Below are 15166 nucleotides of genomic sequence, written 5' to 3'. Positions count from 1 at the left end.
TTGCGATATATTCTTGAGCGTTCTTCGAGGTGAAGAACGCAACGCAACATCAGTCGGGGCGTAGCGCAGTCCGGTAGCGCACTAGCATGGGGTGCTAGGGGTCGAGTGTTCGAATCACTCCGTCCCGACCATATTTTTCAATGACTTAGGCCAATGTTCAAAGCATTGGCCTTTTTCATGGGCGTAAGATTTGCGCGACTTCTGGATTACGATCAAGCCTTCAACTCCAGGATGGCTCCCCTACTGTTGCCAGAAGGCAGGTAGAAAACGCATCGATCAAGGCATCCTTTTCCGCCATGCACGCGCAGCCATGTTGTTTAATACCAAATTCTTGAAAGGAGTCGAGTCATGGGCAAGGCGTTCAAGCAGCCAATGTTTGTTGTTGGGCTGCCACTTGCAATATGCGGCTTGGTTTTCGGCCTCAATGGTCTTCTTGTCAGCGGAACCTTTGCATATATCGCGCCTGGGCTATTGATACCTGGCTTGGCATTCATGTTGATAGGTTGGCTGCAACGGAATAAGTGATTTATCGGATAGTTGAGCCCCGTCGTAGAGCGGGGCTTTTTTATGTCCGCTCGTCGAGCGGATCGCACTCCAGGTGTGCGCATCTTCTCTCACTATTAAGCGCAGCCCCCTGCGCCACTGACAGGAGAAAATGATGATCGACGACAACAACGGCCCAGAAGCGCCATATCCGGGCCCGGGCGAGCAAACCCCTGACTCTGGCGAGGGTCATGATTCCGGTCTGGAGCAAGCTGAGTCTGAGCCAAAGCAGGGTGCGGACGAACGACCAGAAGACTGGAATCCGCCACCCGGTAATCCTGGCTCCGATCAAGATGCCCAGACGGGCCGCGACAATGGCGGCGCGAAGTAGGGGTCATGAACTCAAACGTTCAGAAAACCCGGCCATTGCGCCGGGTTTATTTATTGCTGTCGTCCTTGGAGTAACAGCGGGAATACAATCGCCGGACAAGACACGTTCAGTTGAAACTTCCTTGGCAACAAGACGATCTCTTGAGCACCAGCAAACAGGAGATTGGCGATGAAATGTTATCTATGCGGCCTTGAGGTGCGGGCAACGGAAGAAGCTCATGGCGGCGAACTTATCGATTGTGCGGACTGCGGCATTTACAGGATTTCCGGCTTGGTCCTGAAAGACTTCGGGGGCAAGAAAATCGACTTTGCAAAAATGCGCGACCGTCTGCATCGCCAGCGGCAGGTTGATTCTACAGACGTGGCCGAGATCAATACTGAGACGGTGATCTGGGTTTGAGCGGAACGCCTTCGAATGATTGATGCCAAACGGCGCCGGCGCTGGACGTTTCGATCCAGGCGCCGGCAACTAGCATGTTCACTCGACGATGCAGATCCAGCGGTGGTTGTAGCGGTAAGGCGCACGAGTGAAATGGACGTCTGAGACCATCTTCATGCCGCGCTCTTGAAGCGCTTCGGTCAATTGTACGAGTGTCTCTGCCTGGATAGTCATTGCTGTCACCTCGTCAGATTTACTGCGTTCATAATTCTTGACCGAGAGATCAGGCGGCTAATTCATTTTTTCTACGGTCATCATTGAGGCTATGTGTTCATGGGCGTTGCACTTCACTTCGTGCCTGCGATCTCAGCCCATTCAAGTCCGAACCGCCCCAAATACTTCCTCAAGCGATCGGCATCATTGGGCTGCGCCTTGGCCTGCCGGGAAACACCGAACAGCTGTCGACCGGCATCTGACAGACTATCCGCCTGCCGACATACGTCGATAACCGCCTTCAGTTGCAAGCGGTCGAACAAGTCCATGCTCTCGCCATCTCCCGGCAAGTCAGCTGACACTGCAGTGGGTTGCGCCAAGCCCCAGGCATACCGCAATCGATCAATCTCATCGTCCACCTGTGCTTCATCGATACGCCCGCTGTCGGCCAACGTCGCCATCCGTGTAATCGATGCGGACAGTTCGCGAAAGTTGCCCAGCCAAGTTGCTTCGCGTGAGCCGGCGAAGGCCAGGTAGCGTCGGCGCGCTTCGAGATTGAAGCGCACCCGCTGCCCATGCTCGCGAGCATGGCGTTCCAGTTCGAAATCGATATTTGGCTCGATATCCTCGCGGCGCCCGGCCAGGCCGGGCAGGTCGAACGTCCATAGATTGATCCGAGCGTACAGGTCCTCGCGAAACGCGCCTTCGGCGACCCGGCTGCGCAGGTCGCGGTGGGTGCCAGCGATGATCAGGAAATCACTCTCCACTTCCTTGTCCGAGCCCAGCGGGAAGAAGCGTTTCTCTTCGATTGCCTTCAACAGCATTGCTTGTTCGTCTGCGCCGAGCTCGCCGATTTCATCGAGAAACAACATTCCCCCATCGGCGGCGCGCAGCAGGCCATCGCGAGCGTTTTGCGCACCGGTGAAGGCACCTTTGACGTGACCGAACAGGGTTGACATCGCACCGTCGCCACGCAGGGTGGCGCAGTTCACTTCGACAAAGCGTCCCTGCATCTGATGGCGATTGCGTTTGAGTTCGTAGATGCGTCGGGCCAGGAAGGATTTGCCGGCGCCGGTCGGACCGATCAGCAGCATCGGTGCTTTGGAGCGCACCGCTACGCGTTCGATCTGTTCAATGGAACGGTTAAATGCAGAGTTGCGCGTGGCGATGCCGGACTTGAGAAACTCCAGGCCTTCCAGGCGCTTGCTGGCGAAGCGTGAGGCGATGCGATCATAACGCGACAGGTCGAGATCGATCAGCGCATGCGTACCGCAGGCGGGCTCGTTATCGCTGTTGCGCTTGGCGGGGGAGGTCTGGATCAGTCGGGCCGGCAGATAGCGCGCCTCGGTGAGCAAGAACCAGCAGATTTGTGCGACGTGGGTGCCGGTAGTGATGTGTACGAGGTAATCCTCGGTCTCGGTGTCGAAGTTGTAAGCCGTGGTGAAATCGTGCAGGGCGCCGTAGACCTCCTCGAAATCCCAGGGATTGCGCAGCAACATCGGATGCAGGCGCATTTCGGTCCCTGGAGATGTCTGCTGAATATCGACAGTAACGCGCTCCGCGAGGCTGACGTCGCGCGCATCGAGGCCGTGAATCAGTTCAAGCCGATGGATCGGCAGATTGGCTTGTTGGCACAGGCCGACTGTGGGACGCCAGTGGCTCCAACGGTTTGCGCCTTTACCGACGCGATCGAGCGTGGCTCCGATAAATCCGATAGCGACCGTGAGTTTTTCAGACATGCTTATCTCAGAAGATAAATGACGATAGGCAATGATAATTTCTTTGAGTCGGTTTTGTCGTCGATTGCTCGCCGAGACCGACTCAAAAAATTAATAATTCGTTCTAAATCAAGTGGATGCGTTAAATAGCAAGGCGCGACATGCGAAGCTGGCACAGCGGCTGCAATGTTCATGGAAACAAACAGGGACAACGATTTATGAAAGATCAAAGCTACCAGCTCCTCGAAGTCGCCAACGGCAAGCCAATCAAACTCTGGACCGAAGGTGTCCCAGTTGAAAACGAAGCCCGCGCACAGTTGATGAACACGGCAAAAATGCCATTCATCTTCAAGCATCTGGCGGTCATGCCTGACGTGCATTTAGGCAAGGGATCGACCATCGGCAGCGTGATCCCGACAGTTGGCGCGATCATTCCGGCAGCGGTGGGCGTCGACATCGGTTGCGGCATGATCGCTGCGCGTACGTCGCTGACGGCTGCAGATCTGCCAGACAACCTGCATGGATTGCGTACTGCAATCGAACAAGCGGTGCCACATGGCCGCAGTTCCAATCGTTCGGGGCGAGACAAAGGCGCGTGGGACGAGATTCCTCAGCAGGCTGATCAGGCCTGGGCGGGGTTGCAGCCGCGCTTCAAGCTGATCACCGACAAGTATCCGAAATTGGCCAACACCAACAATCGTGGGCATCTGGGGACGCTCGGCAGCGGCAACCACTTCGTCGAAGTGTGCCTGGATGAAGCCAACCGGGTCTGGTTCATGTTGCACAGTGGCTCGCGTGGTGTCGGCAACGCCATCGGCAACCTGTTCATCCAATTGGCCCAAGCCGATATGCGCCAGCACATCGCCAACCTGCCGGACCGTGACCTGGCCTATTTCGAAGAAGGCAGCCGACATTTTGATGACTATGTGGAGGCTGTGGGCTGGGCGCAGGATTTCGCCCGACAGAACCGCGAACTGATGATGCGTGCGGTGATTCAGGCGACGCGGCAGATCATTCGCAAGCCTTTCGAGGTCGCGATCGAAGCGGTGAACTGCCATCACAACTATGTGCAGAAGGAGCGGCATTTTGGTCAAGACGTACTGATCACGCGCAAGGGCGCGGTGTCGGCGAAGAAGGGTGAACTGGGGATTATTCCGGGCTCGATGGGGGCCAAGAGCTTCATCGTTCGCGGGCTGGGCAACGAGGAGTCGTTCAATTCCTGCAGTCATGGCGCTGGGCGCACCATGAGCCGTACCAAGGCAAAAAATACGTTCACCGTCGCCGATCAGATTCGCGCCACTGCCCACGTGGAGTGCCGCAAGGACGAAGCGGTCATCGACGAAATTCCGATGGCCTACAAGGACATCGACAAAGTCATGCACGCCCAGCGTGAGCTGGTGGAAGTGCTGCACACCTTGCGTCAGGTGGTGTGCGTCAAGGGATAGCAACCCGTGCTGGCGAGAACGCCTGCGAAGTCGCCTGGCTCTGTTACTGGTGCATCGCAGCTGAACTCTAGCGCGAAATCCCGACATTATTCAGAACTCAGTAATACCTGCGACGGCTGCATCGATACCTCAGGAACACCGTCGCGCCGTACGCATAAGGATTGGCAATGAAAGAAATGATTGAACTGGACGGCGCCATTGGTGGCGGCCAGGTGTTGCGCAGTGCGCTGAGCCTGTCGATGGTGACAGGCCGGGCGTTTCGCATTAAACAGATTCGCGCCAGACGCAGCCGTCCTGGATTGCTGCGTCAGCATCTGACAGCCGTGATGGCGGCGGCCGAGGTTTGTGGTGCACGGATCTGCGGTGCGCATTTGGGCTCGCAGGCCTTGAGCTTCGAACCGGGCGCAATCCGCGCAGGTGATTTCAAGTTCGCCATCGGCACGGCGGGCAGTTGCACGCTGGTTCTGCAGACTTTGCTGCCAGCCCTGATGCGGGCACCGCAGGCCAGTCGAGTGACGATCTCTGGCGGCACGCACAATCCGCTGGCGCCCCCGACTGAATTCCTCTCGCGCAGTTGGCTACCGCTGCTGCGACGCATGGGCGGGGTTGTCGAACTGGACTTGGTGCGTCATGGTTTTGCGCCGGCCGGCGGTGGTGAGGTTGAAGTGCGAGTGCAGCCTTCGAGCCTGATGCGTCTGGATCTGTGTGAGCGCGGCGAGGCGCTTTCACAACAGGCTCTGGCGCTGACTGCCGGACTTGCGCCCACTGTCGCTCAACGAGAACTGAGTCAGGTGGCCAAGCGTTTGAACTGGCCATCGGCGGCGCTGCTACCGGTGACGATTGATCCGGAACGCGGCCCGGGCAATGTGTTATTGCTGGAATATGTTTTCGAACATGTCACTGAGGTGTTCAGCGCGTTTGGGCAAGTGTCCTTGCGCGCCGAGAAGGTCGCTGATGCCGCGATCAATCAGGCTGCAGACTGGCTGCGCAGTGATGCGGCGGTCGCGGAGCACCTGGCCGATCAGTTGCTGTTGCCAATGGCGCTGGCCGGCGGCGGATCGTTCACCACGCCACGCATGACGGATCATTTACGCAGCAACATTGAAGTCATTCAGATGTTTTTGCCGGTTCGTTTCGATTGCCGAGAGGAGGGCCGCGATCGCTTGCAGATAGACATTTTACAAACCGATTAGCAGCGTCCTGCGATACGGAAGGCAGTCGCAAAGCTTCGCTGAGCGCGCCGCTAGCCTTCAGCCATTAGCACATCCGACCTAATTGCCCCTGTTCCGGCTCGACTTTAAAGTCCTTTCGCTTGGCATCTAATTGCCAGAATTTTTCCGGTATGAAAATCAAAAAGGTCGATCTGCATGAACTCATCAAGGACTATCCCGGTTCTCGTTTTACTCGCAACATTGGCGCTCGCAGTTACTGGATGCCAGACCGTAAAGCCGGGAGAGAGTGATCTCAAGAATCGCGCACAGACCACCATTGGCAAACCTGTAATCAAGGTGTCGAACATCCGCAGCGACTTCAATACAACTTTCTATACCGCTCAAACCGAAAGCGGTGAATATACGTGCGAACTGCCGAGCGGCCCGATGGTTGCCCTGGGTTCCATGGGCATGGGGCTGGGCGCTCAGTGCACCAAGCAATGAATAACCAGTCTCTTCGCCGCTAAAAAAAGAAAGGCCAATGTCGATGACATTGGCCTTTTCTCTATAACGAATACTCGGCGCAGATCAGCTGTTTTTCGAGTTCAGCTTGCGCAGTTCTTCGTAGGTCGCCGACTGCACGAACCAGAAGCCGGAGACGATGCACCAGCCCAGGGTGCCGCCTACGAACATGCCGAGACCCGAAAGAAAGCTCTGGCTCATCATGAACAGAGACACGATCAGGATGACTGCGAGTGCGATGTAGAGAACGATGTTGTTGACGCCGATGACGAAATCTTTCATTTGCATTCCTTGGGTGTATTTTTCTCTGGCCACCCTCTATGGTCGCCAGTGCGCGCATCATATTGATATCACCCTGTGCTGCGCTAGTTTCGACATCGGGTTTTCGTTACTAAAAGCGAAACCACTCTTACTGAGCGGGTTTTTTATCTATGTCGCTGGAGTCGCTCGACGTCGCGGCATCCTTCTCTGTCTCATGCGGCTGTGAACCTGCGTTGGCGCCTGACGACTCTTCGCCTTTCTTGTTCGCCTTCTCATCATGGTCGCGAGAGCTTTCTGCATGATTGACACCGGGCAGGGCGGTGGCAGGGGTCGCGGCACCCGCTGTCGTTTCGGCTGCCCAAGCGTGAAGCGGGCCAAGCAGGCACAGGCTGGAAAACGACAGGGCGAGCATTTTCTTGTTCATCACATTGGCCTTCTACGCGGTGGGATGTGCTGCGTTGGATCGGCCTGCCGGCCAAAGGTGCGCGGTACTGGACGAGCGGCGAATTCACCTTCGATAAAAAAATCCCGACAGCAGGCAAATTGCTGGCCCCCAGACGCAATGCACCCCGGCAAAATCGCCTCTTTTCAAAAGGTTAGGCTGGCAATATGCGGACGATTGTCATCACCGTTGCGGCGTTTTCCCTGGCTTTGATCGCCTCGGGAGTGCAGGCAAGAGAGTTAAGCAAAGGCCATCGCTTTGCCTGTACCTGGGGCTCGGACATTGCTGCCGGTGCGCAGCAATCCAAGCTGTCAGGGGTTTCGCTGTATGGCGCGCGCAAGCAACTGCAGGTTCGCCGCTTCCAGCAGCCGTGGATGCGCATGACCGCGATGGGCATTACCGAGCAGACCTACAACAGCAGTTCGAAGCTCAAACCGGCAGCGGTCAAGCAGACCTATTACGAGCAATGCGTACGCCACGAATTGGCAAGGCGATAAGCGAAAGCCCGACCTGACCAGGTTGGGCTTTTGGGTGCCTGGGCGCTAGTGATGTATTCAGTCGACGATCACACGTTCGTTGTCGTCGTCACTCAAGCATATGGTCAACTGCTGACCATCTTCGGTGAACGCACAATGGGGCAGCGACATTTGCCTGGCGACATAAATGGGCACGCCAATAAATACCGTCAATATGAGAATCGCCGTGGCCAATCTCCCGATCATCGCCCAAAGCGAGGGCGCGCGTTGCTTCCTCAGTCTGGAACGCAAAAACAGGCCGAGTACCAACAACAACGCACCGATCAGCATCGCGCTACCGATTTCGTGAGGACTGATGCTGTAGATGCGCTGTTCCGCGTCGTCGGGATAGTTGATCTGCCACCACATGCCGATGGCCAAAGGCATAAGGCCCGCGAGTATGCAGGCATTAATTGCTCCCGGTATGCGCGCCAGCATGGCCAACAACAAAGCTACAGTGGCCGCGACCCATCCACTGGCGAACAGTTGTCCACCGATTCCGCCCATGAAGGTACCGCCGACGTCGATCGGGGTCAGCAGATTCCAGTCATAGAAAGCGCTGTGCAGCAGTAGTGAAAGTACAGCTAGCCAGCAAATCGGGTAGTAAATCCATCGGGCGTTGGGGCGGGTTAACACACTCAGTCCTTTTTGTGGTGTCGGAAGCGGCGCCAGTATGCCAGTACGTCGGTCAGGAGTCGCTAGAGCCTTTGGCCACTGCTGGTCCGGCAACCTTGGGCAGCGGTTTGCTTTGCATCAACGCATCCAGAGCCTTACGATAACCCTGGCCACCGAGCGCCATGCTGTTGTTGTGCGTCGCTCCGGGCACCATCAGCAGGCGTTTGGGCTGCTCAGCGGCATTGAACAGCTGCTCGCTGAAGCGCGGCGGCACGAAGGCATCAGCCAGGCCATGCACCACCAGCAGCGGCATGTGAATGTCGGCAATCTTGTCGATGGAATCGAATTTCTGTGAAAGCAGCCAGCGCACCGGCAGCGAGGTATTCGCTACGGCGGCGGCGACATCAGCCAGAGAAGTGAAGGTTGACTCAATGACCAGACCGCGCACCGGCAGAGGCGTGTGGTTACGCGCGGCGTTCTTTCCGAGCTCAGCGGCCAGATCGATCGCCACTGCGCCACCGAGAGAGTGACCGTAGATCAGGCGTTTGTTCGGATCCGGTTGCAACAGTTGGAAGCGTTCCCACGCAACGCGGGCATCTTCATAAACGCTGCTCTCCGACGGCAGATCGCCCTTGCTCTGGCCAAACCCGCGATAATCGATAGCCAACACCGAATAACCCGCCGCCCGCAGCTGTTCGATGCGAAACAGTTGCCCGGTGAGGTTCCAGCGCACGCCATGCAAATAGAGGATTGCCGGGGCATTGGCACGTTCCGCCGGCCACCACCAGGCATGGATGTTCTGCCCGGCCTTGAAGCTCTTCGGTTGCAGATCGAGTTCCTGAACACTGCCCGGCAGACCGCGATACCAGCCGGCAGTCCCCGGCTCGATGCGAAAAAGCAACTTGCGCTCGGTGTGTTCCAGTACGGCACAACTCGTCGGCACGCCAATAATCAGCGCGGCCATCATGGCGAAGGCCAGGCGGCGGCGTCGCAGACGAGTCAGGAAAGACAGGAACATTAATCGTTTCACCACTGCGCAGACAAAGAACGCTTTTTACCAGATGCCTCGGTCTGCGCGGGATTATTTTCGACCGCCGTGCGTGCGCAACGATTACAAGATGCTGCAATCGCTCATGCCACTTGCAGCACGATCTTGCCGATATGATCGCCGTCCTCCATGCGGGCATGGGCCTGAGCCGCGTCAGCCAGCGGATATACTTTATCGATGATCGGCAGGCAGCGCCCGGCGCTGAGGGCAGGCCACACGTGTTCTTGCAGTTGATCGGCGATGGCGGCTTTTTCCGCAGCGGTGCGTGCACGCAGCAATGAACCGGTGACGACGGCGCGTTTGCCAAGGATCGCCAGCAGATCGATGTCATTGGCGCGGGCGCCGCCGAGGAAACCGAGCATCACCAGTCGGCCGTCCATCGCCAGTGCGCTGATGTTGCCGTTCAGATACGAGCCACCCATGATGTCGAGAATCACGTTCACGCCTTGATCTGCGGTCTTCTCGGCAACGACCTTGGCGAAGTCCTCTTCTCGATAGTTGATCGGCTGCCCGTGAAGTTTGCTGATTGCAGCGCATTTTTCAGCGCTGCCTGCGGTGGCGAAGGCCTCGATACCGAATTCGCGACAGAGCATCAGCGCGGTGGTGCCGATGCCGCTCGTGCCGCCGTGAATCAGCACGCGCTGGCCGGCCTTGGCCCCGCCGAGGCCGAACAGGTTGGCCCATACGGTGAAAAAGGTTTCCGGAATCGCGGCGGCCTGAATCCAGTCGACACCGTCCGGCACAGGCAAAGTCTGGCCGGCTGGAACCGCGCAGTATTCGGCGTAACCGCCGCCATTGGTCAGCGCGCAGACGCGATCGCCGACTGTGAACCGAGTTACTCCGGCCCCCAGTGCAACCACTTCACCAGCCACTTCCAGGCCGGGAATCGGGTCCATGCCGGGTTTCATCGGATACTTGCCGGCACGCTGCAGGGCGTCCGGGCGATTGATACCGGCGGCGTGAACGTGGATCAGCACTTGGCCTTCGGCAACGCTTGGCAGAGGCACGCGTCTGGCTTGCAATACTTCCGGGCCGCCGGGTTCGGTGATTTCAATACGGGTCATTTCATTGGGCAGTGACATTGTCGATTCCTGTGAAAAAGGTCGTGTAGATGGGAGCGCTGCGAGCGCGCAATGATTCCCTTCAGTTCGCCGCGCAACGAGTTTGAGTCGCAGCGGGCAGCCAGCGCATGGCTTGCTCCAGCAGCAGGGCAATCACGATCGCGCCGGCGGCGATCACAAACAGCAGCGTATGCTGGCCGCCCGAAGCATTGAACAGCGCCGAATAGGCAAACCCCGCCAGTGCCTGAAAGGTAGCGAACGACACGGTTGCGCGGCTCCAGGCGATCTGCTGATGGTGATGCGACGGCACCAGCTCATGCACCCGCGCCAACGCCAGCGGTACGATGCCCGGCGGGAACGAGCCGAGGATCACCGCGAGTAACGCCAGCGCCAGAAACGAATCGGAGACGGTTAGCAGACCCAACGCAACCGCTTGCACCACCAACACCAGACGGATGCCAGCGCGGGCGCCAAGCTGGTCGGCCAGAAAACCGTACGTGACCGGTCCGACAATCGCCCCCAGGCCGTACATGACCCAGACCAGTGCGCCGATATGCGCCCCCGCGCTGAGTCCGCGGGCCACGTAATCCACCAGAAACACCATGGCAGGCACCAGCCCGGCAGCCATGAACGCGTATTGAGCGAACAACAGGTAAACGCCCGGCGGTGTCGGCTCATGGGCCAGCGTCGTGTGCGCCGCCGCGGTATGCGCGGTATCGGCAGGCCAGCCGAACCAGCTCAACGCGGTCAGTAATAACGCCAGCGCGCCCAGCCCCAGCCAGGTTGCCTGCAAACCAAGAGCCAACAGCGGCGGCACGAGGGTTCCGGAACCGGCAATCCCGAGGCCGATGCCAAGGAAGATTGCGCCACTGGCCAAACCTCTGCGAGAAGCCGGAACGTGAGGCAGCACGGTTGCCGCGACCAGCACCATGATCGCCCCACCGGCAATGCCGGACAGCAAGCGCCAACCGAAGAACCAGCTCACCGACAGCGGATAAGCACAGGCAAAAAACGCTGCCGTGACAGCCAGCATCATCAGCCGCAAGGCGTTACGGTTACCCAGTCGATGAGCCATGGGCCGACCGAGGAGGGCACCAATCAAGTAACCGACCAGATTGGCCGCGCCGAGATAGACGACATCGTTGGCCGAAAACCACTGCGCCTGAATCAGCGAAGGGATCAATGGCGTGTAAGCGAAACGCGCCAGGCCAATGCTGACCAGGCTGGCGCAAAGTCCGGCGAAAATCGGCAGCCAGATACCTGAAGATTTTGAAGTACGCATGATAGCGATCTCACAAGAGGTGTATGGCGCTCAGCTTATCGGCTATCGTTGCTGCGCATATGCAGCGATTAAGCGGCACACTGATGCAGAAATGCTTCTAAGAGGATCAGCATGAATTGGGATGATGCGCGAGTGTTTCTGGCGGTCTGTCGCGAGTCGACATTGCGTGGGGCTGCGCGGGTTCTGGGCGTCGACCAGGCCACGGTCGGACGGCGTGTCACCGCGCTGGAGAAGTCGTTGAGCGCGACGCTGTTTTTGCGCACATCCGATGGTTACGCGTTGACCGCCGTCGGCGAGGCGGCACTCAGAAGTGTGGAGAAAATGGAGCATTCGGCGCTGGAACTGGAGCGGCACATTCATGGGCTGGATGATCGGCTGACCGGTAACGTACGGGTCAGCACCACCGACTCGCTCGCCATCGACTTCATCATCCCGGCGATGGCGCGCCTGCATGATCAGCATCTGGATGTGCAGATCCAACTGGATGCGTCGACGCGGATTCTCAGTCTGGCCAAGCGCGAGGCCGATATCGCCGTACGCAATACCCGGCCGGATAACCCGGATCTCATCGCCCGGCGAATCGCCCGCTGGCCTGTAGGACTTTTCGCTGCACGGGCCTACGTCGACCGGCATGGCGAACCGCAGTCCGGCAGTGCTTTCGAGGGCCACGATCTGGTGGTGTATCAGCCGTATTTGCAGAGCAAAAAAGACCTCACGCTGGTGTCCGAGCCGTTAAGCCGTGGGCGCATCGTCGCCACGCTCAGTTCCAGCCTTTTGGTGCGTCGCTCCATTGCCGCCGGCCTCGGGGTAGGGGAGATTCCTGTGAACATGGGCGAACGCGACGGCCTGGTCAGACTCTGGCCGGAGCGGACCCGGCCGTTGCCGTATGAAGTGTGGCTGGTCACTCACGCCGACCTGCGTCACACCGCGCGAGTACGTGCGGTCATCGAGCAGATCGTTGAGGCTTTTGCGCTGGTAAACCAATAGTGGATTCAGGATTTTGCCGAGGCTACAACGTCTGACGAAACAGCCTACGTCCGAGGCAGAATGGGCCGGCTTGTCGCCGAGGGCGATGAAATCTATTGTGACTGCAGTTGGATGCAGACCTCGGTCCCGCATCGAAACGAAGAGCCAGGGAAGGCCTCGGTAGCCATAAAGGTGTCGAATTGAAAATCAGGGAAGTGAATCAATATGCAGGCACGGACAGATCGGACGCAGGTCAGAAAAGGCAAACCATGAGCAGCATAAGTCGCGAAGAATTCGATGCCAGGATAGAGACCATCGAAACGAGGATGGACGGCCGCGTGGCAGAAATGCGCGCCGACATTCGCGGGTTCCTCGCTGCTCAGGCAGAGCGGGACAAGGCCCTGCAGGAGCGGGACAAGCGTTATGACGTGATGTGGATGGGCGTGCAGAAAATTGCCGACGAATCGCGGGCAGCGATCAGGCAGGCATCGACGGTAAAGGCCAATTACTGGGCGGCCACCACCGTGCATTTCCTCGGCGTGGCCTCTTTGCTGGTTGGCGCGCATTTCGCCAATCAGGCGGCGGTGTTGACCACGATACAAACCACCTTGGCAGCAATTCAGATTGGCAAAGAGGTGTCTGCACCCAAACCAGTTGAACGAACCATTACGCTGCCGCCGCAATAAAAAACGGCCTTCAGTGGAAGGCCGTTGTGCATCGCGCCAGATCATGGCATTTCCGGCAACTCCTGAGGCCGCAGGTCAAACACAAGCACTTCGGCATCGACGCCGTTGCTCAAGGTAAGCAACTGTTCTTCACGAACCCGCACACCGTCGCCTTCCTGCAAGAGTTGGCCATTGAGCTCTACGCTGCCACGAGCTATGTGCACGTACGCGTAACGATTGGCCGGCAATTTCAGCGTGGCACTTTCCTTGCCGTCGAATAACCCGGCGTACACCCGCGCATCCTGACGGACTTTCAGAGAGCCGTTGTTGCCCTCCGGCGAGATGATCAGTTGCAGGCGACCGCGTTTTTTCTCCGCGCTGAAGTGTTCCTGTTGGTAGCGCGGTTTGGCGCCGCTGACGTCCGGCACAATCCAGATTTGCAGAAAGTGCACGGGCTTGGTGGCCGAGTGGTTGAACTCACTGTGCGCCACGCCGCTGCCGGCACTCATCAACTGTACATCGCCGGGGCGGATCACCGAACCAGTGCCGAGAGTGTCCTTGTGTTCCAGCGCGCCTTCGAGCACGTAGGAGAAAATCTCCATGTCGCGGTGCGGATGTTGGCCAAAACCTTTACCGGCGGCGACCCGGTCATCGTTGATCACCAGCAGGTCGGAGAAACCCTGTTCCCGCGGGTTGCGGTAATTGGCGAAAGAGAAGGTGTGAAACGACTTCAACCAGCCGTGATTGGCGAGGCCGCGATCGGAGGCTTTGCGAAGAGTCAGCATGATGAAATCTCCTGGCGGGACGTGAATTCGTCCGAGTGAGGAGAAGGTTACTGGTTACCCGACGAGGCAATAAGTAGATGGAAATTGAAAGACTGTCCGGTTCAGGTTGACAGTTTTGCGTTATGGTTCACCCATTCGATTATGCTGATCACGCCGGAGTCAGCCTTGATGCCCCGGCTGCAGCGTAAATATTGACCCTTGAAATGTGTGATGCCCTCCATGAAAACCGTGGCAATGGTGCTGTTTCCTGACTTTCTGATGCTCGACATGGCCGGGCCGCTGGAGGTGTTTTCAGTCGCCAACCGTTATCTGAAATCTGATTTGCACTATCAACTGACGACGTTAGGCACGGAGCGCGGCTTGCTGAGGGCTTCCAATGGCGTGCAGGTCCAGGCTGATCTGCACATCGACGAAGCGGCCGAACACTATGATCTGTTATTGGTGCCCGGCGGCCCTGGCGCCTACAACCAGAGATTTCCCGAATTGTTCGCCTGGTTGAGAAACGCCGTGCCGCGCGCCGAACGCTACGGTTCGATTTGCACTGGCGCTTTTATCCTCGGCCATGCCTGCCTGCTCGATGGCTATCGCGTCACCACGCACTGGAATTACACCGAGCGCCTGATCAAGGCTTTTCCAAAAACTACGGTGACCACCGACCAGATCTACGTTGAGGATCGCAATCTGATCACGTCGGGGGGCGTGACCGCTGGCATCGATCTGGCGCTGGCGGTGGTGGCCCGGGATCACGGCAAGAAAATCGCCCAGGATGTGGCCAAGGTCTTGTTGGTGGTGATGAAACGCCAGGGTGGGCAGGCGCAATTCAGCCCTTTGATGGCAGCAGTCTCGCCGCAAGAGACGCCTGTCACCCGCGTACAGAATTACGTGCTTGAACACTTGGACGAAGCCTTTACCGTCGAGCGCATGGCCGGATTGGCGAATATGAGCGCACGGCACTTCGCTCGGCTGTTCGCCCGTGACGTCAACATGACTCCAATGGAGTTTCTGCAGAATGCCCGCATCGACTGCGCGCGCAGCCTGCTGGAAACCAGCGATCTGCCCCTGAAGACCATTGCTTATAAAAGTGGCTTCGGCAGCGTTCGGCACATGCGCTCGCTGTTCGCCGAAAAGCTTGGTCTTACACCGTTGCAATACCGGGAACAGTTCAGCTAGAGCGGTTCTGTCCGTCTGGCGCAGCCGGATGTCCGTACCGCGTCGGCTGTGGCGG

At 58.1% G+C, this 15166-nt stretch carries 19 protein-coding genes and 1 tRNA gene; 11 read left to right on the top strand and 9 right to left on the bottom strand.

Annotation, left to right across the window (positions count from 1 at the left end; translation table 11 throughout):
* The first annotated feature begins 54 nt into the window (after positions 1 to 54).
* From ACMYUN_RS04670 to ACMYUN_RS04655, 4 genes are all read left to right on the top strand, one after another.
* Positions 55 to 131, top strand: a tRNA-Pro gene (locus ACMYUN_RS04670).
* A gap of 217 nt (positions 132 to 348) precedes the next feature.
* The gene (locus ACMYUN_RS04665) at positions 349 to 525 is read left to right on the top strand and encodes a hypothetical protein (RefSeq protein WP_415763103.1); all 177 of its coding nucleotides are present in this window, start codon (positions 349 to 351) and stop codon (positions 523 to 525) included.
* A gap of 133 nt (positions 526 to 658) precedes the next feature.
* Positions 659 to 874, top strand: a complete 216-nt coding sequence (locus tag ACMYUN_RS04660; protein WP_129999112.1) for a hypothetical protein — start codon at positions 659 to 661, stop codon at positions 872 to 874.
* Positions 875 to 1042: 168 nt separating this feature from the next.
* Entirely contained in the window at positions 1043 to 1273 is a 231-nt protein-coding gene (locus ACMYUN_RS04655) for a hypothetical protein (RefSeq protein WP_415763102.1), read from the top strand.
* A gap of 78 nt (positions 1274 to 1351) precedes the next feature.
* Here the strand turns inward: ACMYUN_RS04655 and ACMYUN_RS04650 are convergent, their stop codons facing one another.
* Both ACMYUN_RS04650 and rtcR read right to left on the bottom strand, forming a co-directional pair.
* Positions 1352 to 1486 (bottom strand): hypothetical protein, encoded by a 135-nt coding sequence (locus tag ACMYUN_RS04650; RefSeq protein ID WP_024012411.1) that lies wholly within the window; start codon positions 1484 to 1486, stop codon positions 1352 to 1354.
* A gap of 113 nt (positions 1487 to 1599) precedes the next feature.
* Entirely contained in the window at positions 1600 to 3204 is a 1605-nt protein-coding gene (gene rtcR / locus ACMYUN_RS04645) for an RNA repair transcriptional activator RtcR (RefSeq protein ID WP_415763101.1), read from the bottom strand.
* A gap of 197 nt (positions 3205 to 3401) precedes the next feature.
* On the opposite strand from rtcR, the gene ACMYUN_RS04640 reads away from it, so the two are divergent.
* The 3 genes from ACMYUN_RS04640 to ACMYUN_RS04630 all read left to right on the top strand — a co-directional run bounded on the left by ACMYUN_RS04640 (position 3402) and on the right by ACMYUN_RS04630 (position 6283).
* Complete coding sequence (locus ACMYUN_RS04640; protein WP_415763100.1) at positions 3402 to 4628, top strand: RtcB family protein; 1227 nt, start codon at positions 3402 to 3404, stop codon at positions 4626 to 4628.
* A 167-nt stretch (positions 4629 to 4795) separates the two neighbouring features.
* Positions 4796 to 5821, top strand: a complete 1026-nt coding sequence (gene rtcA, locus ACMYUN_RS04635) for an RNA 3'-terminal phosphate cyclase (RefSeq protein ID WP_415763099.1) — start codon at positions 4796 to 4798, stop codon at positions 5819 to 5821.
* A 174-nt stretch (positions 5822 to 5995) separates the two neighbouring features.
* Positions 5996 to 6283 carry a hypothetical protein gene (locus ACMYUN_RS04630; RefSeq protein WP_415763098.1) on the top strand — a complete coding sequence of 96 codons (288 nt, stop codon included), beginning with the start codon at positions 5996 to 5998 and terminating at the stop codon, positions 6281 to 6283.
* 84 nt (positions 6284 to 6367) lie between these two features.
* Here ACMYUN_RS04630 and ACMYUN_RS04625 read toward each other — a convergent pair whose 3' ends face one another.
* Complete coding sequence (locus ACMYUN_RS04625; RefSeq protein ID WP_039762117.1) at positions 6368 to 6583, bottom strand: hypothetical protein; 216 nt, start codon at positions 6581 to 6583, stop codon at positions 6368 to 6370.
* A gap of 127 nt (positions 6584 to 6710) precedes the next feature.
* Positions 6711 to 6986: a hypothetical protein gene (locus tag ACMYUN_RS04620; protein ID WP_415763097.1), complete on the bottom strand. Its 276-nt coding sequence runs from the start codon at positions 6984 to 6986 to the stop codon at positions 6711 to 6713.
* Positions 6987 to 7171: 185 nt separating this feature from the next.
* Between ACMYUN_RS04620 and ACMYUN_RS04615 the strand changes: the two genes are divergently transcribed.
* On the top strand, positions 7172 to 7501 hold the full coding sequence (locus tag ACMYUN_RS04615) for a hypothetical protein (protein ID WP_039762119.1): 330 nt from the start codon (positions 7172 to 7174) through the stop codon (positions 7499 to 7501).
* 57 nt (positions 7502 to 7558) lie between these two features.
* Here ACMYUN_RS04615 and ACMYUN_RS04610 read toward each other — a convergent pair whose 3' ends face one another.
* The 4 genes from ACMYUN_RS04610 to ACMYUN_RS04595 all read right to left on the bottom strand — a co-directional run bounded on the left by ACMYUN_RS04610 (position 7559) and on the right by ACMYUN_RS04595 (position 11525).
* The gene (locus ACMYUN_RS04610) at positions 7559 to 8155 is read right to left on the bottom strand and encodes a hypothetical protein (RefSeq protein ID WP_415763096.1); all 597 of its coding nucleotides are present in this window, start codon (positions 8153 to 8155) and stop codon (positions 7559 to 7561) included.
* A gap of 52 nt (positions 8156 to 8207) precedes the next feature.
* Entirely contained in the window at positions 8208 to 9152 is a 945-nt protein-coding gene (locus tag ACMYUN_RS04605; protein WP_039762121.1) for an alpha/beta hydrolase, read from the bottom strand.
* A 113-nt stretch (positions 9153 to 9265) separates the two neighbouring features.
* Complete coding sequence (locus tag ACMYUN_RS04600) at positions 9266 to 10264, bottom strand: NAD(P)H-quinone oxidoreductase (protein WP_415763095.1); 999 nt, start codon at positions 10262 to 10264, stop codon at positions 9266 to 9268.
* A gap of 61 nt (positions 10265 to 10325) precedes the next feature.
* Complete coding sequence (locus ACMYUN_RS04595; RefSeq protein WP_415763094.1) at positions 10326 to 11525, bottom strand: YbfB/YjiJ family MFS transporter; 1200 nt, start codon at positions 11523 to 11525, stop codon at positions 10326 to 10328.
* A gap of 111 nt (positions 11526 to 11636) precedes the next feature.
* Between ACMYUN_RS04595 and ACMYUN_RS04590 the strand changes: the two genes are divergently transcribed.
* Positions 11637 to 12512, top strand: a complete 876-nt coding sequence (locus ACMYUN_RS04590) for a LysR family transcriptional regulator (RefSeq protein ID WP_415763093.1) — start codon at positions 11637 to 11639, stop codon at positions 12510 to 12512.
* 179 nt (positions 12513 to 12691) lie between these two features.
* Positions 12692 to 13177 (top strand): hypothetical protein, encoded by a 486-nt coding sequence (locus ACMYUN_RS04585; RefSeq protein ID WP_415763092.1) that lies wholly within the window; start codon positions 12692 to 12694, stop codon positions 13175 to 13177.
* 41 nt (positions 13178 to 13218) lie between these two features.
* Here the strand turns inward: ACMYUN_RS04585 and ACMYUN_RS04580 are convergent, their stop codons facing one another.
* On the bottom strand, positions 13219 to 13941 hold the full coding sequence (locus tag ACMYUN_RS04580; RefSeq protein WP_415763091.1) for a pirin family protein: 723 nt from the start codon (positions 13939 to 13941) through the stop codon (positions 13219 to 13221).
* A 219-nt stretch (positions 13942 to 14160) separates the two neighbouring features.
* Between ACMYUN_RS04580 and ACMYUN_RS04575 the strand changes: the two genes are divergently transcribed.
* Positions 14161 to 15111, top strand: coding sequence for a GlxA family transcriptional regulator (locus tag ACMYUN_RS04575; RefSeq protein ID WP_415763957.1), 951 nt, complete (start codon positions 14161 to 14163; stop codon positions 15109 to 15111).
* Positions 15112 to 15166: the final 55 nt, after the last annotated feature.

Origin of the sequence: Pseudomonas sp. CP4 (assembly GCF_047758505.1) — a bacterium.
Taxonomy (GTDB): Bacteria; Pseudomonadota; Gammaproteobacteria; order Pseudomonadales; family Pseudomonadaceae; genus Aquipseudomonas; species Aquipseudomonas fluorescens_AO.
This window is presented reverse-complemented; position numbering and strand designations above follow the sequence as displayed.